This is a genomic window from Undibacterium sp. TJN25, assembly GCF_049339885.1.
Lineage (GTDB): Bacteria > Pseudomonadota > Gammaproteobacteria > Burkholderiales > Burkholderiaceae_D > Undibacterium.
Genome location: NZ_JBMPPM010000004.1, coordinates 266,559 through 288,029, shown reverse-complemented (window position 1 = coordinate 288,029; position 21,471 = coordinate 266,559). Strand labels below are relative to the sequence as shown.

23 protein-coding genes and 1 tRNA gene are annotated in these 21,471 nt (G+C 58.7%); 9 read left to right on the top strand and 15 right to left on the bottom strand.

Going from position 1 to position 21,471, the window contains the following annotated elements; translation table 11 throughout:
- Positions 1 to 86 precede the first annotated feature (86 nt).
- Together ACO0LO_RS11475 and ACO0LO_RS11470 are read left to right on the top strand one after the other, a co-directional pair.
- On the top strand, positions 87 to 611 hold the full coding sequence (locus tag ACO0LO_RS11475; protein WP_422964363.1) for a DUF2059 domain-containing protein: 525 nt from the start codon (positions 87 to 89) through the stop codon (positions 609 to 611).
- Between the two features lie 205 nt (positions 612 to 816).
- Positions 817 to 1,329: a DUF4399 domain-containing protein gene (locus ACO0LO_RS11470; RefSeq protein WP_422964362.1), complete on the top strand. Its 513-nt coding sequence runs from the start codon at positions 817 to 819 to the stop codon at positions 1,327 to 1,329.
- A gap of 51 nt (positions 1,330 to 1,380) precedes the next feature.
- Here ACO0LO_RS11470 and ACO0LO_RS11465 read toward each other — a convergent pair whose 3' ends face one another.
- Entirely contained in the window at positions 1,381 to 2,442 is a 1,062-nt protein-coding gene (locus tag ACO0LO_RS11465) for an NAD(P)-dependent alcohol dehydrogenase (RefSeq protein ID WP_422964361.1), read from the bottom strand.
- 113 nt (positions 2,443 to 2,555) lie between these two features.
- Between ACO0LO_RS11465 and ACO0LO_RS11460 the strand changes: the two genes are divergently transcribed.
- From ACO0LO_RS11460 to trmB, 3 genes are all read left to right on the top strand, one after another.
- Entirely contained in the window at positions 2,556 to 3,455 is a 900-nt protein-coding gene (locus ACO0LO_RS11460; RefSeq protein ID WP_422964360.1) for a LysR substrate-binding domain-containing protein, read from the top strand.
- An 82-nt stretch (positions 3,456 to 3,537) separates the two neighbouring features.
- Positions 3,538 to 3,611 (top strand) — tRNA-Gly (locus ACO0LO_RS11455).
- 173 nt (positions 3,612 to 3,784) lie between these two features.
- The gene (trmB, locus tag ACO0LO_RS11450; protein WP_422964359.1) at positions 3,785 to 4,501 is read left to right on the top strand and encodes a tRNA (guanosine(46)-N7)-methyltransferase TrmB; all 717 of its coding nucleotides are present in this window, start codon (positions 3,785 to 3,787) and stop codon (positions 4,499 to 4,501) included.
- Positions 4,502 to 4,593: 92 nt separating this feature from the next.
- Here the strand turns inward: trmB and ACO0LO_RS11445 are convergent, their stop codons facing one another.
- The 7 genes from ACO0LO_RS11445 to ACO0LO_RS11415 form a co-directional block, all read right to left on the bottom strand.
- Positions 4,594 to 4,977, bottom strand: a complete 384-nt coding sequence (locus ACO0LO_RS11445) for a VOC family protein (RefSeq protein WP_422964358.1) — start codon at positions 4,975 to 4,977, stop codon at positions 4,594 to 4,596.
- Between the two features lie 116 nt (positions 4,978 to 5,093).
- Positions 5,094 to 6,146, bottom strand: coding sequence for a GGDEF domain-containing protein (locus ACO0LO_RS11440; RefSeq protein WP_422964357.1), 1,053 nt, complete (start codon positions 6,144 to 6,146; stop codon positions 5,094 to 5,096).
- A 149-nt stretch (positions 6,147 to 6,295) separates the two neighbouring features.
- The gene (locus tag ACO0LO_RS11435; RefSeq protein ID WP_422964356.1) at positions 6,296 to 6,988 is read right to left on the bottom strand and encodes a helix-turn-helix transcriptional regulator; all 693 of its coding nucleotides are present in this window, start codon (positions 6,986 to 6,988) and stop codon (positions 6,296 to 6,298) included.
- A 13-nt stretch (positions 6,989 to 7,001) separates the two neighbouring features.
- Complete coding sequence (recQ, locus tag ACO0LO_RS11430) at positions 7,002 to 8,858, bottom strand: DNA helicase RecQ (protein ID WP_422964355.1); 1,857 nt, start codon at positions 8,856 to 8,858, stop codon at positions 7,002 to 7,004.
- A 20-nt stretch (positions 8,859 to 8,878) separates the two neighbouring features.
- Entirely contained in the window at positions 8,879 to 9,712 is an 834-nt protein-coding gene (locus ACO0LO_RS11425; protein WP_422964354.1) for an undecaprenyl-diphosphate phosphatase, read from the bottom strand.
- Between the two features lie 318 nt (positions 9,713 to 10,030).
- The gene (locus tag ACO0LO_RS11420) at positions 10,031 to 10,330 is read right to left on the bottom strand and encodes a hypothetical protein (RefSeq protein ID WP_422964353.1); all 300 of its coding nucleotides are present in this window, start codon (positions 10,328 to 10,330) and stop codon (positions 10,031 to 10,033) included.
- A gap of 178 nt (positions 10,331 to 10,508) precedes the next feature.
- The gene (locus ACO0LO_RS11415; RefSeq protein WP_422964352.1) at positions 10,509 to 10,826 is read right to left on the bottom strand and encodes a YkgJ family cysteine cluster protein; all 318 of its coding nucleotides are present in this window, start codon (positions 10,824 to 10,826) and stop codon (positions 10,509 to 10,511) included.
- A 242-nt stretch (positions 10,827 to 11,068) separates the two neighbouring features.
- Here ACO0LO_RS11415 and ACO0LO_RS11410 point away from each other — a divergent pair, with 242 nt between their 5' ends.
- From ACO0LO_RS11410 to ACO0LO_RS11395, 4 genes are all read left to right on the top strand, one after another.
- Positions 11,069 to 11,710, top strand: coding sequence for a TetR/AcrR family transcriptional regulator (locus tag ACO0LO_RS11410; protein ID WP_422964351.1), 642 nt, complete (start codon positions 11,069 to 11,071; stop codon positions 11,708 to 11,710).
- 159 nt (positions 11,711 to 11,869) lie between these two features.
- Positions 11,870 to 12,520 (top strand): protein-L-isoaspartate O-methyltransferase family protein, encoded by a 651-nt coding sequence (locus ACO0LO_RS11405; protein WP_422964350.1) that lies wholly within the window; start codon positions 11,870 to 11,872, stop codon positions 12,518 to 12,520.
- 11 nt (positions 12,521 to 12,531) lie between these two features.
- Positions 12,532 to 12,855, top strand: a complete 324-nt coding sequence (locus ACO0LO_RS11400) for a rhodanese-like domain-containing protein (protein WP_422964349.1) — start codon at positions 12,532 to 12,534, stop codon at positions 12,853 to 12,855.
- 83 nt (positions 12,856 to 12,938) lie between these two features.
- On the top strand, positions 12,939 to 14,267 hold the full coding sequence (locus tag ACO0LO_RS11395) for a TolC family outer membrane protein (RefSeq protein ID WP_422964348.1): 1,329 nt from the start codon (positions 12,939 to 12,941) through the stop codon (positions 14,265 to 14,267).
- 102 nt (positions 14,268 to 14,369) lie between these two features.
- Here the strand turns inward: ACO0LO_RS11395 and ACO0LO_RS11390 are convergent, their stop codons facing one another.
- The 7 genes from ACO0LO_RS11390 to ACO0LO_RS11360 all read right to left on the bottom strand — a co-directional run bounded on the left by ACO0LO_RS11390 (position 14,370) and on the right by ACO0LO_RS11360 (position 21,465).
- Complete coding sequence (locus tag ACO0LO_RS11390) at positions 14,370 to 15,461, bottom strand: DegT/DnrJ/EryC1/StrS family aminotransferase (RefSeq protein WP_422964347.1); 1,092 nt, start codon at positions 15,459 to 15,461, stop codon at positions 14,370 to 14,372.
- On the bottom strand, positions 15,458 to 15,865 hold the full coding sequence (locus tag ACO0LO_RS11385) for a sugar 3,4-ketoisomerase (protein WP_422964346.1): 408 nt from the start codon (positions 15,863 to 15,865) through the stop codon (positions 15,458 to 15,460). Before ACO0LO_RS11385 ends, ACO0LO_RS11390 begins: the two co-directional genes overlap by 4 nt.
- A 211-nt stretch (positions 15,866 to 16,076) precedes the next feature.
- Positions 16,077 to 16,619 (bottom strand): GNAT family N-acetyltransferase, encoded by a 543-nt coding sequence (locus tag ACO0LO_RS11380; protein WP_422964345.1) that lies wholly within the window; start codon positions 16,617 to 16,619, stop codon positions 16,077 to 16,079.
- Positions 16,620 to 16,742: 123 nt separating this feature from the next.
- Positions 16,743 to 18,032 carry a lipid IV(A) 3-deoxy-D-manno-octulosonic acid transferase gene (gene waaA, locus ACO0LO_RS11375; RefSeq protein WP_422964344.1) on the bottom strand — a complete coding sequence of 430 codons (1,290 nt, stop codon included), beginning with the start codon at positions 18,030 to 18,032 and terminating at the stop codon, positions 16,743 to 16,745.
- Positions 18,033 to 18,074: 42 nt separating this feature from the next.
- On the bottom strand, positions 18,075 to 18,989 hold the full coding sequence (locus ACO0LO_RS11370; protein ID WP_422964343.1) for a DMT family transporter: 915 nt from the start codon (positions 18,987 to 18,989) through the stop codon (positions 18,075 to 18,077).
- Between the two features lie 73 nt (positions 18,990 to 19,062).
- Positions 19,063 to 20,070 (bottom strand): lipopolysaccharide heptosyltransferase I, encoded by a 1,008-nt coding sequence (waaC, locus tag ACO0LO_RS11365; protein WP_422964342.1) that lies wholly within the window; start codon positions 20,068 to 20,070, stop codon positions 19,063 to 19,065.
- A gap of 18 nt (positions 20,071 to 20,088) precedes the next feature.
- Positions 20,089 to 21,465, bottom strand: coding sequence for a phosphomannomutase/phosphoglucomutase (locus tag ACO0LO_RS11360; RefSeq protein ID WP_422964341.1), 1,377 nt, complete (start codon positions 21,463 to 21,465; stop codon positions 20,089 to 20,091).
- Between the last annotated feature and the right edge of the window lie 6 nt (positions 21,466 to 21,471).

The following is a 21,471-nucleotide window of genomic DNA, read 5'->3' as shown; positions in this document are numbered from 1 at the left end:
ATTTGTCTATTCTAGGCATACTGCTGCCCGTTAATCCGATTATCGGCAACGCTGCCGGGGCATTCTTCACCTGATAAGGAACTACCATGAAATACCGCTTCTCACTGATCTCTTCTTTCTGCGCCGCGGCGCTGCTTTCCTTCAATGCCCACGCAGCTGCACCCACCAAGGAGTCGATAGAAAAACTGATGACCGTCGCCCACGCCGAACAGGTGCTGGATGCCATGCGCCCGCAAGTGCAGGCAATGACCAAGCAGGTAATGGCCCAGGCCATGCAGGGAACGGACATAACACCTGCAGAGCAGAAGATCCTGGACGACTTCAGGGCAAAAGCCGTTGCCATCATCAATGAAGAACTGAGCATGGAAAAGATGAAGCCCATGTACCTGGAGATATACAGCGCCAGCCTGACGCAGGAAGACGTGGACGGCCTGATCGCTTTCTATGAAAGCCCCACCGGCCAGGTATTTGTCACCAAGATGCCGCAGATCGCACAATCCATCCTTAGCCAGATGCCGAAACAGATGGCGCCTATGCAGCAAAAAATGCTGCAAGCTGCTGGGGAAATGCAGGAGCAACTGGCTGCCTTGAAAAATAAGCCGGCGAAGTAGACGATCTGGGGAAAGGGGCCGGGAAGCCGTTAAGCGTTTGAACCGGCTTGCAGCATGCAGGCATATACACACGCGTTTTTCGTCCGGCTGCAAAGCTTGATAGAATGGCACGCAGCTTTAGGTGCTTACCGACAACTGACCTACCTCACCAATACCGGGCCTTATGATCACTTTTTTGAGCTTCGCCACAAGGTCCGCCGCGGCCATGCTGACTATTACCACCTTGTTCCTGTCCACAGCCCACGCGGCTGCCGTAACAAAAGACAAGGATGCCAAACCTAGCGTGGACACTGATTCCATCATCAGTACCGTCAGCGCATCGGAACGCACGCGGCCTTTCCCCGTTGGCGAGAAAACGGCCTACTTCGTCAACATCAAGGACGGGGACCAGGTCAAGACGCCTTTCCGCGTCGCGTTTGCCGTCACCGGCATGGGTGTCGCGCCGGTTGCCGCCGGTAGTATTCCCGGCACCGGCCACCACCATATCCTGATCGACATGCCCATGCCGGCAGACATCAAGGCGCCCATCCCGTTTGACAAGCCGAATGAATACGCCCACCAGCACTACAAGCATTTCGGCAGCGGCGAAACCGAAGCGCTGCTGGACCTGCCGCCGGGCAAACACACGCTGCGCCTGCTGTTTGCCGACTTCAAGCACGTGCCGTATTACATCTCCAGCAAGGAGATCAATATCGTGGTGGTGGAGAAGGCAAAATAAAAGCGATGCCGGCTGCGTGGACAGCGGGCATCGTAGCAGTGGAACAGATGTTTAGCTGGCCAGGTTTTTCAGCGTCGCCATGTCGATGACGAAGCGGTACTTCACATCGTTCTTCAGCAAGCGCTCGTAGGCATGGTTGATATCCTGAATGGCGATCATCTCTATATCGCTGACGATGCCGTGCTCGGCGCAAAAATCCATCATCTCCTGCGTTTCCGCCATGCCGCCAATCGCCGAGCCCGCGATGGACTTACGGCCGATAATCAGACTGACGCCGGTAATCGGCGGGGTGATCTCGGTCAGCACGCCCACCAGCGCCATGGTACGGTCCCGCTTGAGTAGTGCCGTGTACGGGTTCAGGTCATGCGCCACCGGGATGGTATTCAACAGGAAATCAAAACTGCCGCGATGTGCTTCCATTGCCGCGGTATCGCGCGACAGCAGCACCTCGTCGGCGCCCAGCCGCGCGGCATCCTTTCCCTTGTCCGGCGAAGTCGTAATCATTACTACCTGCGCACCCAGCGCCTTGGCAAACTTGATTCCCATGTGCCCAAGGCCACCCAAGCCGATGACGCCGACTTTCTGGCCTGGCCCGACTTTCCAGTGGCGCAATGGCGAGTAGGTCGTGATGCCAGCGCAGAGCAGCGGCGCCACTGCCTTCAGGTCCAGTGCGGGAGAAACTTTCACCACAAAGCGTTCGTCCACGACGATCTGCTCGGAATAGCCGCCAAAGGTGAGGCTTTCACTGTTGCGTTCCTTGCCGTTGTAGGTGACCGTCACGCCTTCTTCGCAGTATTGCTCCAGGTCTTCCCGACATGCCGAACAGTGGCGGCAGGAGTCGACCATGCAGCCTACGCCTGCCAGATCGCCGGCCTTGAATTTTTTAACCCCCGAGCCGACGCGGACCACGCGGCCGACGATTTCATGGCCGGGAACCATAGGGTAAAGGGAGCCGCCCCAATCGTCGCGCGCCTGATGCAAGTCGGAATGGCAGACGCCGGTGTAAAGGATTTCAATCTGTACGTCATTGACGCCTGGATCGCGGCGTTCGAACTGATAGGGGATTAGGGGCGATTGTGCATCATGGGCGGCATAGCCGTGTACCTGGAACATAGAATCATCCTTTCATAGCAAGTGATTGTTTTGTGCATCTGCATAATAAGCCCAGGACATTTCTGTAACAAACTTGAAGATTTGCATGGTTTGATGCAAAATTCTGCATAATCATGCAACTCGACAATCTCTCCCATCTTGCCGTCTTCGCATCGGTCGCGCGGCACAGCAGCTTCCGCAAAGCGGCCGCCGACCTTGCGCTGTCCGCGTCGGCCGTCAGCTATGCAATCCGCACGCTGGAAGACCGTCTCGGTGTCACACTGTTCAACCGCACCACGCGCAGCGTAGCGCTCAGCGATGCCGGAAAACGCCTGCTGGAAAGGTTGCAACCGGCGCTGGGCGACGTCAGCAATGCGCTGGAAGAAATGAACAGCTTTCGCGCTACACCCAGCGGCACGCTACGGATCAACACCTCGCGCAATGCAGCGCAGCAACTGATTGCACCGCTGATGCAGCGCTTCCTGGACGCTTACCCTGATATCCATCTGGAGATAGTCAGCGACGACGGCCTGGTTGATATTGTAGGCGCCGGTTTCGATGTAGGCGTTCGTTATGAAGAGGCAGTGCCGGAAGACATGATCGCCGTCTCCTTTGGCCCCAGTCACCGTTTCGTCCTCATCGGCTCACCGGATTACCTGAAACGGTACGGCGTTCCGCACCACCCGGATGATTTGCACCGGCACGAATGCATCCGTTACCGCTTTCCAAGCGGCGCTGTCTATAAATGGGAACTGGCAAAAGACGGCATGCAGATGGAGGTCGACGTAAAAGGGCGGCTGACGGTAGGCGACCTGCAACTGTCCGTACACGGCGCCCTCGACGGCATAGGGTTGGCCTTTGTCAGCGATGATATCGTGACGCCGCTGTTGGCATCAGGCAAACTGGTTTCCGTCATGGAGGACTGGTGCCCGCCGGTGCCGGGCTTCATGCTGTATTACCCGCGCCAGCGGCAAATGTCGTCGGCATTGCGCGCGTTTATCGACATGGCGCATGCGTTTCATGTGAAATCGTGAATTTGCCGGATCAGGACATCATGACCTCATACCTGTATAGCTGATTTGCAAGCGGCGTGAAAAGCCGTAATATGGGTTTGCCGCGGGTGTAGCTCAATGGCAGAGCAGAAGCTTCCCAAGCTTACGACGAGGGTTCGATTCCCTTCACCCGCTCCAAGGCAGCGCTACCCGCAAAACAGACTGAGCACAATCACGCTCTGGTAGAATGTCACACTCTGGAAACGCGGAGTATCCCGGATTGCATTGGATTCTCCCGTTCCGCAGCAAAATGGCAACTCTCTATTCCCGATATTCCGCCAGCGGAATTCATTTTATTCTCATTTTCTAGCATGTCTGATAACAAACCGGCCGATAGCGGCAAACCCCTGTTTTATGATCCTACCGAGCACCGCATCCGCAGTTTTGTGACGCGTGCGGGGCGTTTGTCCATTGCGCAGGGGCGGGCGATAGAGACACTGGGACCGCAGTTTTGCATTCCTTATCAAAAGGAAACACTCGACCTGTCGGCGCCGTTTGGCCGGGCTGCGCCTACCATCCTGGAAATCGGTTTCGGCATGGGCGAGACCACGGCGAAGATTGCGGGCGGCATGCCGGACAAGAATTTTATTGGCGTGGAAGTGCATACGCCGGGTGTCGGCAGCCTGCTGAAGCTGATCGATGAGAACGGCTTGCAGAACCTGCGCCTGATCCAGCATGACGCGTTTGAAGTACTGACGCACATGATTGCGCCGGCGTCGCTGGCGGGCGTGCACGTGTTTTTCCCTGACCCTTGGCATAAGGCGCGGCATAACAAGCGGCGCTTGATACAGGGCCCGCTGGTGGCCTTGCTGGCGTCGCGGATTGCGCCGGGCGGCTACCTGCATTGCGCCACCGACTGGGAAGAGTACGCACAGCAGATGCTGGAAGTACTGGGGGCAGAACCCGCGTTGCAAAACACCGCCGAAGGCTATGCGCCACGGCCGGACTACCGCCCGGTGACCAAGTTTGAAAACCGCGGCCTGCGTCTCGGCCACGGCGTGTGGGACCTGGTGTTCAGCAAGCGCTGAATATACAGCTTGCCTGCCTTGCAGCAGGGTGCCCTATGAGAACAAACCTTGAACCGCGATCTGAGTATCGCGGTTTTTTTATGGCTTGCGGCCTACAACGCTGGGTCGTAAGGGGCAAACACGCGCAGGCGGTGGCCGTCCGGGTCTACGGCGGTAAAGGTGAAACCGAAATCCATGCTGACAGGCTGCTGCAGTATCTGCAGGCCGCGCTGCTGCCATTCAGCGTAGAGCGCTTTGACTGCAGCGGCGTCGGCCACCGCAAAGGCCAGTTCGCCGCTGCCGCCCAGCGGGATTTTGGGAGCGGCGGGTTCTACCGTATGCTTGGACCACAGGCCCAGCATCATGCCGGAATCCAGTGCAAACATGACGAAGCCGGGTGAGGATTCCATTGGCTGCTTATCCAGCAGCGGTGCGTAAAACTTGGCGCTTTGCTGGGGATTGTCCACGTACAGCAAAATGAAGTTGGGATGGGGCATGGTCATCTCCTTGGTGAGTGTTCCCTTGGCGCTGGATTGCGCCGGGTGAACCATTGTCACTTCGGGAGATGTCAGTTTCTGTCAGTAGCATGCGGCCCGGCCCTGATGTGGCCGCCTTATATTTCCTGGCCGGCCTCGACGCGGTCGCGCCCGTTTTCCTTGGCGCGGTACATGGCCCTGTCGGCGGCATCCAGCAAGGCTTCCGGGCTGAGTTCCGGGCCGGGCTGGCCCGAGACGACGCCGAAGCTGGCCGATACGCTGATGCTGCCGCCGGATGTGGCAAACGAGCTTGAGGCCAGCGCCTGGCGCAGTTTTTCGGCGACGGCGGCAGCGTCTTCCAGCGTGGTGCCGGGCAGGATCAGGCAAATTTCTTCGCCGCCGTAGCGGCCTGCGCTATCGGTCACGCGCAGCCGGTCCTTCATGAATTTGCCGACGCCGTGCAGCACCACGTCGCCCGCCAGGTGGCCGTGGCTGTCGTTGATCTGCTTGAAATGGTCCAGGTCCAGCATGATGATGCTGAGCGGGTGCACGATGCGGCGCGCGCGTTCCACTTCTTCCTGCAGGCGGGCCAGCAGTGCGCGGCGGTTCAGCAGGCCGGTCAGGTCGTCGTAGGTGGCCAGTTTTTGCATGACGGACAGCGCGGCGCTCAGTTCCCTGTCCTTGGCGCGCAGTTCTATCAGCGCCATCACCTGGCAGGCCAGCCTGGTCAGCATCCTGACCTGCTGGCCGCTGAGCGCACGCATCTGGGTATCCATCACGCACAGCGCGCCGATACGGTAGCCGTCGGACGTGATCAGGTTGGCGCCGCAGTACATCATGTAGTGCGGTTCACCGGTAGTCAGCGGCAGATAGGCGGTGCGGGCGTCGGCGCTCAGGTTGGGGATATGCAGGCTGCTTTCTTCCAATATGGTCCAGGAGCAGTATTCTTCGTCGCGCGGCAATTGCTGCGCCTGGCGGCCGAAGGAGGATTTGACCCACACCCTTTCCGCATCCACCAGCGTGATGACGGCGTAAGGCACTTCGCAGATGAGCGCCGCCATCTCGGCCAGGAAATCGAAATCGGCATCGGCTTCGCTGTCCAGCAGCGCATAACTGCGCAGGGCTTCCAGGCGGGCGGCTTCATCGGCGGGGCGGGGAATGGCGGGATGGGGCGACAGAGCTTGCGACATGCGGACTCCTTAAAAAGCCGGGCAGGCGAAATGCGATGCGGACGGGAAGAACAGTCCATTAGCTGTTGCAATTTTACTGCAGGGCTTTTGCCCCAAAACTGTGCCAGTGTACCCCGGCTGTCATATCAAGGCCACTTTCTCGACGCCGTTCAGGGCCACTTCTGCAAATCCATTTCCTGGCGCCATTCTTTTATCAGTGCCTGGCGCCGCCGCGGATAGCGGCTTTCGCTGACCGTCAGCGCGGTAATGCGGTCCACGCGGAAATGGCGGAAGCTCTGGCGCAGCTCGCACCAGGCGACGATCATGCGCACCTGGTCAAAAAAGGCCAGGGCGCAGGGCCAGATGATACGCTGGCTGATATCTTCCTTCAGGTCGCGGTAGCTGAGTTCCAGCTTGCGCTCGGCGCGTATGGCGTGGCGCACCTGCGCCATCTGCTCATCATTGACTTCCAGTCCGTACGAAGGGGCGACCAGCAGGCCGGAGGAATCCAGGTCATGCCGCAATTCGGCCGGCAGCACGGCGGCGATTTTTGCCAGCGCATCGTTGGCGGCGCGGCTCAGGCGGGTATCGGTGCGCTCCGCGACCCAGCGCGAGCCGAGTACGATAGCTTCGATTTCTTCTTCGGAAAACATCAGCGGCGGCAGCGTAAAGCCCGGGCGCAATACGTAACCCAGCCCCGGCTCGCCTTCGATTTTTGCGCCCTGGCTTTGCAGGGTGGCGATGTCGCGGTACAGGCTGCGCACGCTGATGCCCAGTTCGGACGCCAGCGACGTGCCGGTGACCGGATAGCGGTGCGTGCGCAAAAGTTGCATCAGATCCAGCAGGCGTTCGGTGCGGGACATGCTGCGCTCCTCGTTAAGCGAATTCCGAGATCAGGGCGACAATTTCTTCGCCATAGGTTTCCAGCTTTTTCTCGCCGACGCCGGATACGCCGCGCAGGTCGTCCAGCGAAGAAGGATGCGCCTTGGCGATCTCGCGCATCGTCGAATCGTGGAAGATCACGTAAGCCGGCACATTGTGCTTGCGCGCAGTTTCCACGCGCCACCAGCGCAGCTTGTCGAAGATTGCCTGCTCGGTGTCGGACAGGCTGGTTTCCGCATAGTCCTTGGCAGACTGGCGCTTGTGCTTGACCGCTTTTTGCGGTTTCTGGTATTGCCGCAACTGCACCTTCTGTTCGCCGCGCAGCACGGCACGCGAACTGTCGGTCAGCTTCAGCGAGCTATAGGATTCATAATCGACTGAAATCAGGCCCAGCGCGATCAGCTGGCGCACCAGTGCGCGCCATTCGGCCTCGCTCTTGTCGGACCCTATGCCGTAGGTGGACAGCTGGTCATGCCGCCATTGCTTGACACGGTCGGTGTCGATGCCCCGCAGGATGTCGATCACATGGCCGGCGGCAAAGCGCTGGTCCACACGGTACACGGTGGACAGAATTTTTTGCGCAGCAACGCTGCCGTCAAACGAGCTTGGCGGGTTAAGGCAGGTGTCGCAGTTGCCGCAAGGCCCGGCCTGCTGGCCGAAATAGTCCAGGATATGGACGCGTCGGCAGTTCAGGGTTTCGCACAGGCCCAGCATCGCGTCGAGCTTGATGCCTTGTACCCGTTTGAAGGTTTCATTAGCTTCGGATTCGTCTATCATGCGGCGCTGCTGTACCACGTCCTGCAGGCCATAGGCCATCCACGCATTGGCGGAAGCGCCGTCGCGGCCGGCGCGGCCGGTCTCCTGGTAGTAGCCTTCTATGCTTTTGGGCAGGTCCAGATGGGCGACAAAACGCACGTCTGGCTTGTCTATGCCCATGCCGAAGGCGATGGTGGCAACCATGACGATGCCTTCTTCACGCAGGAAGCGCGACTGGTTCTTGCTGCGCGTCGCAAAGTCCATGCCGGCATGGTAGGGCAGCGCGGTAAGCCCGCTTTCATTCAGGAACTCGGCGGTTTCTTCCACTTTCTTGCGCGACAGGCAGTACACGATGCCGGCGTCGTTCTTGTGCTGCGCTTCGATGAAGTCCAGCACCTGCTTGCGGGCATTGGCCTTTTCAACAATCTGATAGCGGATGTTGGGGCGGTCAAAAGAGGAGACGAATTGCAGCGCCTCTTCCAGCTGCAGCCTGTGGATGATTTCTTCGCGGGTCTGCTGGTCGGCGGTGGCTGTCAGCGCAATGCGCGGCACGTGCGGGAAGCGCTCGTGCAGGATGGACAGCTTGATGTATTCGGGGCGGAAATCATGGCCCCACTGCGATACGCAGTGGGCTTCATCAATGGCGAACAGCGCCAGGTCGGTGGCGTCCAGCAGGTCCAGGCAGCGCTGCGTCATCAGCCTTTCCGGCGCGATATACACCAGGTCCAGCTCGCTGTTGCGCATCATCCTTTCTATGCGCATCGCTTCATCGAAAGACTGCGTGGAATTGAGGAAGGCGGCGCGCACGCCGACTTCGGCCAGCGCATCGACCTGGTCCTGCATCAGGGCGATCAGCGGGGAGACGACGATGCCGACGCCGCGGCGCAGCAGCGCCGGGATCTGATAGCACAGGGATTTGCCGCCGCCGGTTGGCATCAGCACCAGTGCATCGCCGCCGCCGGCAACGTGCTGCACGATGCGTGCCTGCTGGTCGCGGAACGACGGATAGCCGAAAACGGTCTGCAATAAATGCAGCGCGCCGTCTTCCAGGCTGGCGCCCTGGCTTGCTTCTGCTTTTGCTTCTACTATATCCACTCTTGCTTCCGTAATTCTTTTTAATCTGCCCAGGTGATGACGCCGGTATAGGCTGTTGCCAGGATCATCAGGCCAAACACGATGCGGTACCAGGCAAACGCGGTAAAGTCGTGCGAGCTGATGTAGCGCAGCAGCCAGCGCACGCAGAAAAATGCCGATATGAAGGCGGCAACGGTGCCCAGCCCGAACATCGGCATGTCCGCCGCCGACAGCAGCGCGCGCTCTTTATACAGGGAGTATACGGTAGCGCCGAGCAGCGTGGGAATGGCGAGGAAAAAAGAAAACTCGGTCGCGGCCTTGCGCGACAGCCCGAAAATCATGCCGCCGATAATCGTCGCGCCGGAACGACTGGTGCCGGGGATCAGCGCAAACGCCTGGGCCAGGCCGATTTTCAGCGCATCGACGGCGCTCATGTCTTCCACCGCATTGACCTGCGCCGCTGCCGCTGCGTTGCCTTGTTTGCGCTCCACCCACAGGATGATGACGCCGCCGATGATGAAGGCCAGCGCCACCGGCACCGGGGCAAACAGGTATTGCTTGATTTTTTTGCTGAACAGCAAGCCCAGCACTGCTGCCGGCAAGAAGGCGATGATGACATTCATGGCGAACTTGCGCGCCTTGGGGTCGTGCGTCAGGCCGCCCAGCACGGACGCTATCTTTTGCCGGTATTCCCAGCATACGGCAAATATGGCGCCGGCCTGGATCACGATCTCGAAGACTTTTACCTTCTCGCCGGTGAAATTCAGCAGGCTGCCGGCCAGGATCAGATGGCCGGTGGAGGAAATGGGCAGGAATTCGGTCAAGCCTTCCACGATACCCATGATGATGACTTTTGCGGCGAGGAGTAGTTCCATAGGGTTTGTTTTGTTAAGAAGCTGTTGCGAAGTCAGGCCGGTCACATGTGGCGAAGCCGCAGGGGACGCCCCGTCTATGAATGGGGCAGCTGGAGCGCGCACCAATGCCAGCGCAATTTTGCAGCTGCCTCTAAGAAATTGAAAGCGTTTGACCGGCACGAAGGTTACCACGAGCACCGCTGCCCGTGATGTTTTTGGTGCAGGAAATGGCAAGCCGCAGCCGGGCGGCTACAGGTATTTTCCCCACCTTCGCAGGCGGACGCAAGCAGGAAAGCGTGGCGGGGAGATTCCGTGCACACCGGCCTCCCCGGGGCGGTGCTACAGCTTGTCTTTGGGTTTGAACTGTTTGTCGCTGATGCGGAATTTGCCGCGCCGGTCGCCCATGATGTAGCGCAGCTGGCTGATGTCCAGACCGCTGATTTCATTCATGCGTATCAGCATGGAGGCACCAACGGGCATGGTGCGGTGCCGTATCTTGCTGATGATGGGGGGGGCTACTTCCAGCGCCCTTGCCAGGGCGGCATCGTTTTTAAGCTTTAATAGCTCTATGAGTGCGTCGAGCAGCCTGTTGGGGTCATATCCCAGCGGGTTTGGTGCTATTTCAGGTAAATCAGTCATCGAGCTCTCCTAATTGCTTTATATCAATTATGCTCCCGACTTGAGCGAATAAAATTAGGTGAAAGCCTCCATTGTGTCGCAGGGGCAACAAGCTTTCAAAATAAATAAGCCTGCTACCGGTGTGCGAATGCAAAGCGTGCTGTCTTGATATGAGGAGGCAGGCGGTGTAGGCCTGGTTTCAGAAAAGTGCGTCCGGACGCGTCATTTCTTCCAGCTTGCCTATCCATTGAAGTGCGTACTCACGTCCAGTGCCACACATCTCTTCGCTGGCAGCCAGGCCGCCGCAGCATGCCGGGCGTTCGGGCCGGCCGAAGATCGCGCATTGAAGCTCGTCGGTTAATTGTATGCAGCGAATTCCAGCGGGTTTGCCATCCGGCATGCCGGGTATGGGGCTGGAAATAGAAGGGGCGATGCAGCAGGCTCCGCAACCTGGACGGCAGGCCAGCGGAGGCGGCATGGAAAGGGGAGCAGCTTGCTGATGGGATGGCTGTTTCATGATTCGGGCTGTAAGTTGCAGCCGAATGGTAACCTGAAACGGCAGCCGGATCGCCGCGATTGCATCCTGTACCCGGTATTTTCAAATTCAAGCCTCTATTTCGCTGGTTTGTCGCATAGTAATTGTTGGATATCCATCAACTCGGGCACACTCTGCTCCATGCAATAAAATGATGCGGCAACGGGTGGAACTTGACGCTCTGGCCTGGTGGGATTACATTACTGACTCGCGAGTAAGTTAGTGTGCCTAGCCTGATTATGTCTGCCGATTCAAAACCCCGTTGGGAACGTCGTAAAGACGCGCGCCCCCAGGAACTGTTGTCCGCTGCCCTCGACCTCTTTGTCGAGCGTGGATTTGCGGCGACGCGCCTGGACGATATTGCAAAAAATGCAGGTGTGTCCAAAGGGACGCTGTATCTGTACTTCAGCAGCAAGGAAGAGTTGTTCAAGACGGTGGTGCGGGAAAATGTCGTGCCGATGATAGGCCAGGCGGAAGAAACCGTGGACCAGTTCACCGGCACCAGCGCGGAGTTGTTTCGCGAGATCATCATGGGCTGGTGGCAGGTGATGGGTAATACCAAGCTTTCGGGCCTGAGCAAGCTGATGATGGCCGAAGCCTGCAATTTTCCCGAGCTGGCGCAGTTTTATAACGAAGAGGTGATTTCCCGCAGCGACGCAATGGTGGCGCGCATGCTGAAGCGGGGCATCGCTCGCGGCGAAATACGGCCGATGAACCTGGAGATGGCGCCGCGTATATTGATCGCGCCCATCATCATGCAGATGATTTCCCGGCATTCAGCCAATGCCTGCAGCGTGACGGAAGATGAGCTGGCCCCTTATATAGACGCATATATGGACATGATTTTAAACGGCATTCTGGTCTAGCCACCGCGCAAACGCGGTTCCGGGGCCTGGAACGGAGCCGAATCTGCCGGTTTGGCGGATTTAAGGCCGGATGAATACATTTCCATACATTCTTCAGGCATTGCACCAGCTGCATTTGATAAAATGCGGGTTCCTCATTAATGCTACCGAGTTAAGAACATGAATATCGAACAAGCACGCTTTAACATGATTGAGCAGCAGATTCGCCCCTGGAACGTGTTGAACCAGGACGTGCTGGACATGCTGGTGATCGTCAAGCGCGAGAATTTCTTTCCGGAGAGCCAGCTCGGCCTGGTGTTTTCAGACACTGAGCTGCCTTTGTCGAAAGGCGCGTATTCGCTGTCGCCGAAACTGGAAGCACGCATTTTGCAGGAACTGGCTGTCAATAAACATGAACAGGTGCTGCTGGTTGGCGCAGGTTCCGGCTACCTGGCCGCCTTGCTGGGTCACCGCGCGGCCAAGGTCACCGCAGTAGAAGGCGATGCGGAACTGAAAGCGCTGGCGGAGCAGAATTTGTCGAAAAATGGAGTGCTGAATGTGGGAGTGGTGCAGGGCAATGCGCTGCAATCCAACGCATCGGCCGCCTACGATGTGATCGTTGTGCATGGTTCGTTGCCTTCAGTGCCGGACGGCCTGTTGCAGCAACTGAAGGTGGGGGGCCGCCTGTTTGCCGTTGTGGGGCAATTGCCGGTGATGTCGGCTGAAATTGTAACGCGCACTGCCCAGGATGCTTTCAAGGCTGTCGCGTTGTTTGAAACCGTGGTGCAGCCGCTGCCGCAGGCAGTGCAGCCGTCCAGCTTTTCTTTTTAAGGCGGGCGACCATGGAACACATTTCAGCGCAGGAACTCGCCGGCCGCCTGGCGGACAAGACAAAAAACTCGCCGGTTCTGCTGGATGTCAGGGAACCTTGGGAGCACGAGACCTGTCATATCAGCGGCGTGATTTTAATGCCGATGCAGAGCGTGCCTGAGCGCGCCAATGAGCTGGAGCCTGATGCGGAGATCGTCTGCATCTGCCACCACGGCGGGCGCAGCATGCAGGTGGCCGATTTTCTGGAGCGCCAGGGTTTTTCCAAAGTGATCAACCTGACAGGTGGCGTCCATGCATGGGCACAGGAAGTTGATCCGGCGATGCCGACTTATTAAAATTATCAGCGGCGCGCTCAACTTCAGATTCCGTTTGTCGAGTTTTAAAAATCTAATTAATAATCCTTATCTCGGAGCGTTTCATGCGTAAGCCCATTATTGCCGTTTTGATTGCCGGCGCTTTTTTGTCGTTGAATGCCGGCGCGACCGATTTGCTGCAGATCTACAAGGATGCTCTGCTCAATGACGCGCAATTCGGCAGTGCCCGTGCAAGCCTGGCTGCAGGTCAGGAAAAGCCGATACAGGGCCGCGCGCTGATACTTCCGACAATCGCGATCAGTGGCAGCGATACCCGTGCCAGGAACAATGTGTCATCCGATGCCTTCTTGGGCAGTGTGGAATACACTGGCAACACCAACGTGTATGCGCTGACCTTGTCGCAGCCTTTGTTTCGCTGGGCTAACTGGCAGCAATACCAGCAGGGCAAGCTATCGCTGGTCGTCAGTGAAGCGCAGTTCGCGCTGTCCCAGCAGGATCTGATCACGCGTGTCGCCCAGGCTTATTTCGACGTGCTGGCGGCGCAGGACACGCTGACCACGCTGCAGGCGCAAAAGGTGGCGATTTCCGAACAGCTGGCATCGGCCAAGCGCAATTTTGAAGTAGGCACATCCACCATTACCGACACACACGAAGCGCAGGCGCGTTACGATTTGACGGTGGCGCAGGAGTTTGCGGGCGTCAGCGATCTGCAGGTCAAGCGCGCAGCCTTGCAGCAGATTATCGGTAAGGAAGCCGGCGAACTGAACCTGCTGAAACCCGGCATCCAGCTGAGCGCGCCTCAGCCTGAACGCATCGACGACTGGGTCGCTTCTGCCGAGAAGGAAAACTACAACGTGGTGGCCTCGCAGGTAAATGTGGAAATCGCGCAGCGTGACATCCAGCGTAATCGCGCCGGCCATTATCCTACTGTGGACCTGGTTGTCAGCAGCGGCCGCAATTCCAACAGCGGCATACCGCCGACGATAGGCACCGACAGCGTCGCCAAGAATAATTCGATAGGTGTGCAGTGGAATATCCCGATCTTCTCCGGTTTTGGCGTGGACAGCCGCGTGCGTGAATCGATCGCGCTGGAAGACAAGGCCCGCAATGACCTGGAATTCGCTCGCCGTACAGCAGCACAGGGTGCGCGCCAGTCGTATTTCGGCGTCAGCAGCGGCCTGGCCCAGGTGAAGGCGCTGGAAGCGGCGGAAATTTCCAGCCAGTCTGCGCTGGACTCCAACAAGCTCGGCTATCAGGTTGGCGTGCGTATCAATATCGACGTACTGAATGCGCAGCAGCAGCTGTACACCACGCAGCGCGACCTGGCCAAGGCCCGCTACGATACGATCATGAACGGTTTGCGCCTGAAGTCGGCTGCTGGCACCTTGAAAGAGGAAGACCTGGCCGAAGTGAATGGATTGCTGCAGCACTGATATTCGGTGTTGATAGCGTATGTTGATATGCAAAAAAGCCACCGGGCTCCGGTGGCTTTTTTTATGGGTATCCAACCGGCAGGTGCTGCGCCGGCTTTCCTGCTAGGCGGTGATTGCCTGTATAACGGCCTGCTGCTGTTCTGCACTCAGATGGGGGCCCATAGGCAGGCTCAATACCTGCTTTGCCATAATTTCCGCCAGCGGGAACTGCCCGGCTGTAAAACCGGCGTCTGCATAAGCCTGCTGCAGGTGCGGCGGAATGGGGTAATGGATCAGGCTGCCCACGCCGGCGACGGTCAGTTTTGCCTGCAAAGCTTCCCTGTCTTCTGCGCGCACCACATACAGGTGCCACGCCGCCTCCATGCCTTCCGGCACTTTCGGCAAGATTAGGCCGCTATTTTCCAGATTCGCGGTATACCGCCTGGCGACTTCCGTGCGGCGCGCATTCCATGCATCCAGGTATTTCAATTTCACGCATAGCGCCGCGGCCTGCAATGGGTCCAGCCGGCTGTTGTAGCCCTGCACCTCGTTAACGTATTTCACGCGCGAGCCGTAGTTGCGCAGCACGCGTATGCGATCCGCCAGTTCCGGGTCGTTGGTGGTGACTGCACCCCCATCGCCCAGCGCGCCCAGGTTCTTGCCCGGGTAAAAACTCCATGCCACTGCATCGCCGTGGCCGCCCAGGCGTTGGCCCTGGTAGCGGGCGCCGTGCGACTGGGCGCCATCTTCCAGCACGCGCAGGCCGTGTTTTTTTGCGATTGCCAGGATAGGGGCCAAGTCAGCCGGCTGCCCGTACAAATGCACGGGGAGGATGACCTTGGTGCGCGGCGTGATTGCCGCTTCTATTTGTGCCGGATCGAGGTTATAGCTGGCTTCGACCGGTTCCACAGGCACAGGAACCGCGCCGCACTGGCTGACTGCCAGCCAGGTAGCGATATAGGTGTTGGACGGCACGATGACTTCATCGCCGGCGCCCACGCCCATCGCGCGCAACGCCAGGTGCAGCGCGTCCAGGCCGTTGGCCAGGCTGACGCAATGGCTGGTGCCGCAGTATTGGGCGTAATCGTGCTCAAAGGCGTCCACTTCGCCGCCGAGTATGTACCAGCCGGAATCCAGCACACGCTGGACGGCAGCGTCGATCTCGGTTTTTAATTCCTTGTAGGAAGCCTGGATGTCGAGGAAGGGAATAGTCATTTTGCCAGTGCCGCCAGATAGTCGTTGTAGTCGCGATAATAGTCGGATTCATCATACGGTGCTGACGCCAGCACCAGGCAGACCGAGCCCGCATCGAAATTGATTTCAGACGCCCAGATCATCGGCGGGATATGCAGGCCCAGCCATGGACGGTTCAGGTGGACAGTACGCTTTTGCGTGCCGTCATCCATTGCAACGTCAAAGCTGCCGGACAGGCAGATCAGGAACTGGTGCAGTTCCTTATGCGCATGGGCGCCGCGGTCCGATGCCGTAGGCACGTCGTACAGGTAAAAAACCCGCTTGATATCGAAGGGCACATGCCGGTTCGATTCCATGAATGTGAGGTTGCCACGGGGATCATGAATTTTAGGGAGTTCAATAATGCGGCAATTGTCTACGGACATCGTCTTTCCTTATTTTTGATTTACCTCGCAGCGCTAGCCGAAGCGATGCTGTCAGTGCTATGACTATCAATGCTATCTATAAACAGGGCCGGATGCATGGATTTTTAAGTATCCGGAAAATCCAGCGAGATTAGCATATCCAATTTTTAATTTCTATTAGGCAATATTGAGCAATATTTAGTAACAAAGCTGCGCATTGCCCCGCATCAGCTCAGGCGGCCGCCGCCGGCAGGAATTTCCTGAATTTTTGCATGGACTTGCGGATGTCGTCTCCATCGATGGAGAAAAAGATATCCTTGTCCGTCCTGCCGGTTTCCACGGCGCCAAACTTCTGGTGGAAATGAATGACGCTGTCATTGCCTATGCGTACATCGAAGTGGCTCTTGGTAAAACCCTGTGCCAATGCATATTGGTACACCAGCAGCGCCGACTCTATGGCGGTCATGGACGGTGCGCCCGGCTTGATCAGCCAGCTACCCCAGCAAAAACTGTCACCTTGCTGGTCGTATAGCCGGACCAGGCCCAGCGGCTCATCCGCTATCGAGCTGATCACAAAGTAGAACTGGCCGGGATCGGCATAGGACTTTTCCAGCCAGGCCTGCTGGTCTGCTACCGTGCCTTCTATCTTGTTCAGGTAGCGCGATTTGGCTTCATTGCTGCGCATGTCGAAAACGAAAGCAGCATCGGCGCCGGTCGCAGCGCGCAGGTAAATATTCTTGCCGGTAACGGTATCCGTTTTGTTGAAATTTCTCATGATTGCTGTCCGTGCTTCGCCATGCCTATGGTTTCATCTTGCATCAACGGCATGCCGTGTTAGAGGCTGCCGTCTTTTTGGTATCTTACAGTAAGGATCTGCGAGGGCAAGTATTCGCTGATGCTATGCCAGCGTGGCGCACTCGGCCAGCAGTTCCACGGTACGTTCCGTCGCGCCCTGGTGCTGCATGAAGAAGGCGTGCGCGTGATGGCCCATCGTTTTCCGTTTGCCGGCATCGGCGATCAGTGCAAAGGCCTGTGCCATCAATGCTGCCGGGTCGGCGACACGGATGGCGGCGCCGATGGCGATGGCGTCTTCGGTAATTTCCGAAAAATTGAAGGTATGTGGTCCAGTCAGCACCGGTCTGGCCATCGCGCAGGCTTCGATCAGGTTGTGTCCGCCCAGGGGAACCAGGCTGCCGCCGATAAATGCGACGTCGCATGCCGCGTAATACATATACATTTCACCCATGCTGTCGCCCAGCACCACTTGTACATCCGGCTGCAGGATTTGCTGCCCGGCTTCGGCATCCAGTGCTGAACGGCGCACATGCTTCAAGCCCCGCGCGGCAATCATTGCCGCCACCTGGTCAAAGCGCTGCGGATGCCGGGGAGTGACGACCAGCAATGCCTGGCGCTGCAACTCTGCAGGCAGTGCGCAAAAGGCGTTCAGTATCAGTTCTTCCTCGCCATCGCGCGTGCTGGCGCACAGGAATACCGGACGCTCGCCGAAATGCCGGCGCAGGCGTGCGCCGCGTTCCGCCATCTGTGCCGGCGGGCTGACGTCGAATTTCATGTTGCCGGTAACAATCATCCTGCCCACACCCAGTTCTTTCAGGCGTTGTGCATCCGGCCCGGACTGCGCAGCAACGCAGCGAATGGCCTGCGCTGCCGGCAGGATCAGCGCAGAGAGCCTGCGGGCTTTCTTCAGCGATTTTTCCGACAGTCTGGCATTGACGAGTGCTACCGGGATGTTGTGTCCTTTGCACTGTGCAATCAGGTTCGGCCAGACCTCGGTTTCTATCAGTACGCACAGCTGCGGCGCAAAATGGCGCAGGAAGCGCTTGATCATCCAGTTGGTGTCATAGGGAAGGAAGCTTTGCACGACCCTGGCCGACACATCGGCAAACAGCAACTGGCCGGTTGCGCGCCCGGTAGGCGTCATGTGGGTCAGCAGGATCTGGTGCCCGACATAGCGCTTCAGCAGCGCGCGCACGAGAGGTTCGGCGGCGCGAGTTTCTCCGGCCGATACCGCATGCACCCAGATAATTTTTTTGCCCGTTTGCTGGCTGTAAAAACCCAGGCGTTCGCCTATGTGCCGGCGGTAGCCAGGTTCCTGGCGGCCGCGCACCCACAGCCGCGCCAGCACGATAGGCAGGGACAGCCACCAGAATAGAGTATAGAGCAGGCGCATGGGCTGGTTTCGTTAGGCGGTCAAAGGGCGGTTAAATGGGGCTCATGGCCGGCGGTTGACGAGCACGATGCCGGCCAGCACCAGGCAGGCGCCGGCTGCAAAGCGCGGGCTGATCGCATCATGCAGGAACAATACGCCTGCCGCCACGCCGAACAGTGGCGTCAGGAAGGAAAACACGGACAATCGGGATGCCAGGTAGTGGCGCAACAGCCAGAACCAGGTCAGGTAGCTGGCAAACGCCACGACCACGGTCTGGAACAGGATGCTGCCCCAGGCAAGGGGAGAAGCCGGTATCAGCATGGATTCGCCGAGCGAACATGCGTAGGCCAGCAGGATGGCTGCGGCGCCGGCCAACTGGTACAGCAGCGTGGTGGTGGGTTCCGCTTCCGACAGTTTGGATTTGCGTATTGTCACCGTGGTGGCTGCCCACAATATGCCGCCCAGCACGCCCAGTCCATCGCCGACCAGCATGTGCACCAGATGGGGATCGTCCAGGCCCTTGCTGGAGGTGACAAAGGCGCCGGAGAAAGCGACGGCCATGCCGGCAAATGCGGAGACTATTCCCAGCCACTGGCTGGCATGCATGCGCTCGGAAGGAATGAGCCAATGCAGGCCGATCACGGTAAATACCGGCGCGGTATACAGGAATACCGACATGTGCGATGCCGACGTGAAGTTGAGGCCGATGGCCACGCACAGGAATTCAAACGCAAACAGCGCGCCGGCCGCGAGGCCCGGCAGCAGCGTGCCGTCCCGCAGGGAAAAAGGAATGCCGCGCACCAGGATCAGCGCATAAACCATCAATGCGGCAAGCCCGGATCGCAAGCCTATCTGCATGCTGGAACTGACAATAGGGGCTGCCAGCTTGACGGCAACCTGCTGCAGCCCCCAGCATACGCAGAGCAGCAACATCAGGGTGATGGCCAGGCCATCCAGGTTTTTACGGGTCATGCTCATGCGGGCTATCGTGTTTCTCGGAAAAATTCAGCGGTGCAGCTTGCGATGGCCGCCGCGTATGACGGAATATACCTTAAAGCCCGGTCTCGCCGGTAGCTGTCGGGCCGAGCAGGCGGACAATCGCCGACTGTACTTCGGCGGCTGAAGGGGGCTTGCCGGCGTCGCCCAGGTTGATGATATTGGGGGACCAGTTGCCCTCGGTCTTCCAGCGCGGCGAATCGCAGTAGATTTCCACGGTGGGCCTTTCGTACGCGGCCGCGATGTGGGTAAGCCCGGTATCCACGCCGATCACCAGTGCCGCGCGCTGCGATAGCGCAACCGCTTCCAGCATGCTGAGCTGCGGCAAGACCGTGGAGCCGGGGATGCGGGCCGCCAGCTGTTCTGCTTCTTTTTTCTCTGCCGGGTTGCCCCAGGGGAGGAGAATGGGGAGGTCGTACCCGGAGACGGTTGCTGCTGTTTCTACCCAGTTATCCTGCGCCCATTTTTTGCTGTCGCGCGCGGTGCCGTGATAAAACACAGCATAGTCCCGGGTTGGCATCCATGCCGGGGTGCCGCCGGTATCAGGCGCATGCATGCCAAAGCTGGCAGGCGTATCCACGGTGTAGCCTGCCGCTTGCGCGGCCACCAGCCTGCCGCGCAATACTGCATGCGTGCGCACGTTGACCACGATGCTGTGGGTATGGAAGATACGCGATGCCGCCTCATAGCCTGACCCTTCGGTGCCGTTTGCCAGGCCGGCCTTCTTGCCGCCTTTGGCTATCCTGGCCATGCCCATGATGGCGCCGGTCTTCAGCAAACCCTGGGTGTCGAGTATCAGATCGTATTGTTCGCTGCGCAAAGCGGCCAGGAAGTTTTTTATTTCCTGGCGCGTGGCTTGGCTGAACAGGCTTTTGCGCCAGCGGCGCAGCGCAAAAGGGATGATGCGCCGCACGCCGTGATTGAGCCGGACCAGGCTGACGTAGGCTTCTTCGACGACCCAGTCGATCCGGGCGCCGGGAAAGTGGCGCAGCAGGTCATCCACAACAGGCATGTTGTGGACCACGTCGCCCAGCGACGATACACGGACCAGCAAGATTTTCACGCAGACGCCGATGAAATATTAATACGGCATTGCCGCATCCGGCTTGACCGCCAGGATGGCCTGTTTCACTGCCGCCTGTATGCGCGCCAATGCTTCAGGGGTTTCGCCTTCAAAACGCATGACGATGACCGGCGTGGTGTTGGAAGAGCGCGCCAGGCCAAATCCGTCCGGATATTCGACACGCAGGCCGTCAATGGTGATGACGTCATCGGCGCCGGGGAAATTGGCGTTTTTCTGCATGGTCGCGATGATGTCGAAATTCTCGCCTTCGGCCAGTTTCAGTTGTAGCTCCGGCGTGCTGCTGGATTGCGGCAAGGCATTCAGCGTGGCTGTCAGGTCTGGCAGCTTGCTGAGGATTTCCAGCAGGCGCGCGCCGGCATACATGCCGTCGTCAAAACCATACCAGCGGTCCTTGAAGAAGACGTGGCCGCTCATCTCGCCGCCCAGCGGCGCACCGGTTTCGCGCATCTTGGCCTTGACCAGCGAGTGGCCGGTTTTCCACATCAGCGGTACACCGCCGCGGGCCTTGACCCAGGCCGAAATATGGCGCGTGCATTTGACGTCGTACAGGATTTCCTTGCCGGGATTGCGCTTCAGCACATCGTCGGCAAACAGCATCAACTGGCGGTCTGGATAGATGATCTGGCCGTCCTTGGTAACAACACCCAGGCGGTCGCCGTCGCCGTCAAAAGCCAGGCCGATTTCGGCATCGGTTTCCTGCAGGCAGCGGATCAGGTCTTGCAGGTTTTCCGGATGCGCGGGGTCGGGATGGTGGTTGGGAAAATTGCCATCCACTTCGCAGAACAGCTCGATGACCTCGCAGCCCATCGCGCGGTACAGGTCGCCGGCAAATGCGCCGGCCACGCCGTTGCCGCAGTCGATGGCGATCTTCATCGGACGGGCGATCTTTACGTCGCCGACGATGCGCTGCTGGTAGGCGGAGGCGATATCATGCGTGGTGTAGGCGCCCGCGCCTTGCCTGAAATCCTTGTTCAGGATGGCCTGGTACAGTGCCTGTATCGTATCGCCGTAGATAGCCTCGCCGGCCAGCACCATCTTGAAGCCGTTGTAGTCGGGAGGATTGTGGCTGCCGGTCACCATCACGCCGGAGCTGGCGCCCAGCACATTGGTGCCGAAATACACCATCGGCGTGGCCACTACGCCGAGATCGATGACATCCACACCGGTTGCCTGCAGGCCCTTGGCCAGGGCTGCTGCGAGTTCCGGGCCGGACAGTCGCCCATCACGGCCAATGACCACTGTCTTTTCCCCCTTGGCCAGCGCAGCCGAGCCGAAGGCCTGGCCGATCAGGTAGGCAACTTCAGCATCCAGGGTCTTGTCGATGATGCCGCGGATGTCGTAGGCTTTGAATATGGTCGGTGAGATCAGGGACATGGTGTT

Coding starts and splice junctions, on each gene's coding strand:
- ACO0LO_RS11360 (WP_422964341.1), bottom strand. CDS start 21,465: ATGTCCCTGATCTCACCGACCATATTCAAAGCCTACGACATCCGCGGC.
- ACO0LO_RS11395 (WP_422964348.1), top strand. CDS start 12,939: ATGCGTAAGCCCATTATTGCCGTTTTGATTGCCGGCGCTTTTTTGTCG.
- ACO0LO_RS11425 (WP_422964354.1), bottom strand. CDS start 9,712: ATGGAACTACTCCTCGCCGCAAAAGTCATCATCATGGGTATCGTGGAA.
- ACO0LO_RS11440 (WP_422964357.1), bottom strand. CDS start 6,146: ATGTCGCAAGCTCTGTCGCCCCATCCCGCCATTCCCCGCCCCGCCGAT.
- trmB (WP_422964359.1), top strand. CDS start 3,785: ATGTCTGATAACAAACCGGCCGATAGCGGCAAACCCCTGTTTTATGAT.
- ACO0LO_RS11435 (WP_422964356.1), bottom strand. CDS start 6,988: ATGTCCCGCACCGAACGCCTGCTGGATCTGATGCAACTTTTGCGCACG.
- ACO0LO_RS11400 (WP_422964349.1), top strand. CDS start 12,532: ATGGAACACATTTCAGCGCAGGAACTCGCCGGCCGCCTGGCGGACAAG.
- ACO0LO_RS11405 (WP_422964350.1), top strand. CDS start 11,870: ATGAATATCGAACAAGCACGCTTTAACATGATTGAGCAGCAGATTCGC.
- ACO0LO_RS11420 (WP_422964353.1), bottom strand. CDS start 10,330: ATGACTGATTTACCTGAAATAGCACCAAACCCGCTGGGATATGACCCC.
- ACO0LO_RS11385 (WP_422964346.1), bottom strand. CDS start 15,865: ATGTCCGTAGACAATTGCCGCATTATTGAACTCCCTAAAATTCATGAT.
- ACO0LO_RS11465 (WP_422964361.1), bottom strand. CDS start 2,442: ATGTTCCAGGTACACGGCTATGCCGCCCATGATGCACAATCGCCCCTA.
- ACO0LO_RS11460 (WP_422964360.1), top strand. CDS start 2,556: ATGCAACTCGACAATCTCTCCCATCTTGCCGTCTTCGCATCGGTCGCG.
- ACO0LO_RS11445 (WP_422964358.1), bottom strand. CDS start 4,977: ATGCCCCATCCCAACTTCATTTTGCTGTACGTGGACAATCCCCAGCAA.
- ACO0LO_RS11470 (WP_422964362.1), top strand. CDS start 817: ATGCTGACTATTACCACCTTGTTCCTGTCCACAGCCCACGCGGCTGCC.
- ACO0LO_RS11370 (WP_422964343.1), bottom strand. CDS start 18,989: ATGAGCATGACCCGTAAAAACCTGGATGGCCTGGCCATCACCCTGATG.
- ACO0LO_RS11390 (WP_422964347.1), bottom strand. CDS start 15,461: ATGACTATTCCCTTCCTCGACATCCAGGCTTCCTACAAGGAATTAAAA.
- waaA (WP_422964344.1), bottom strand. CDS start 18,032: ATGCGCCTGCTCTATACTCTATTCTGGTGGCTGTCCCTGCCTATCGTG.
- ACO0LO_RS11415 (WP_422964352.1), bottom strand. CDS start 10,826: ATGAAACAGCCATCCCATCAGCAAGCTGCTCCCCTTTCCATGCCGCCT.
- ACO0LO_RS11380 (WP_422964345.1), bottom strand. CDS start 16,619: ATGAGAAATTTCAACAAAACGGATACCGTTACCGGCAAGAATATTTAC.
- ACO0LO_RS11475 (WP_422964363.1), top strand. CDS start 87: ATGAAATACCGCTTCTCACTGATCTCTTCTTTCTGCGCCGCGGCGCTG.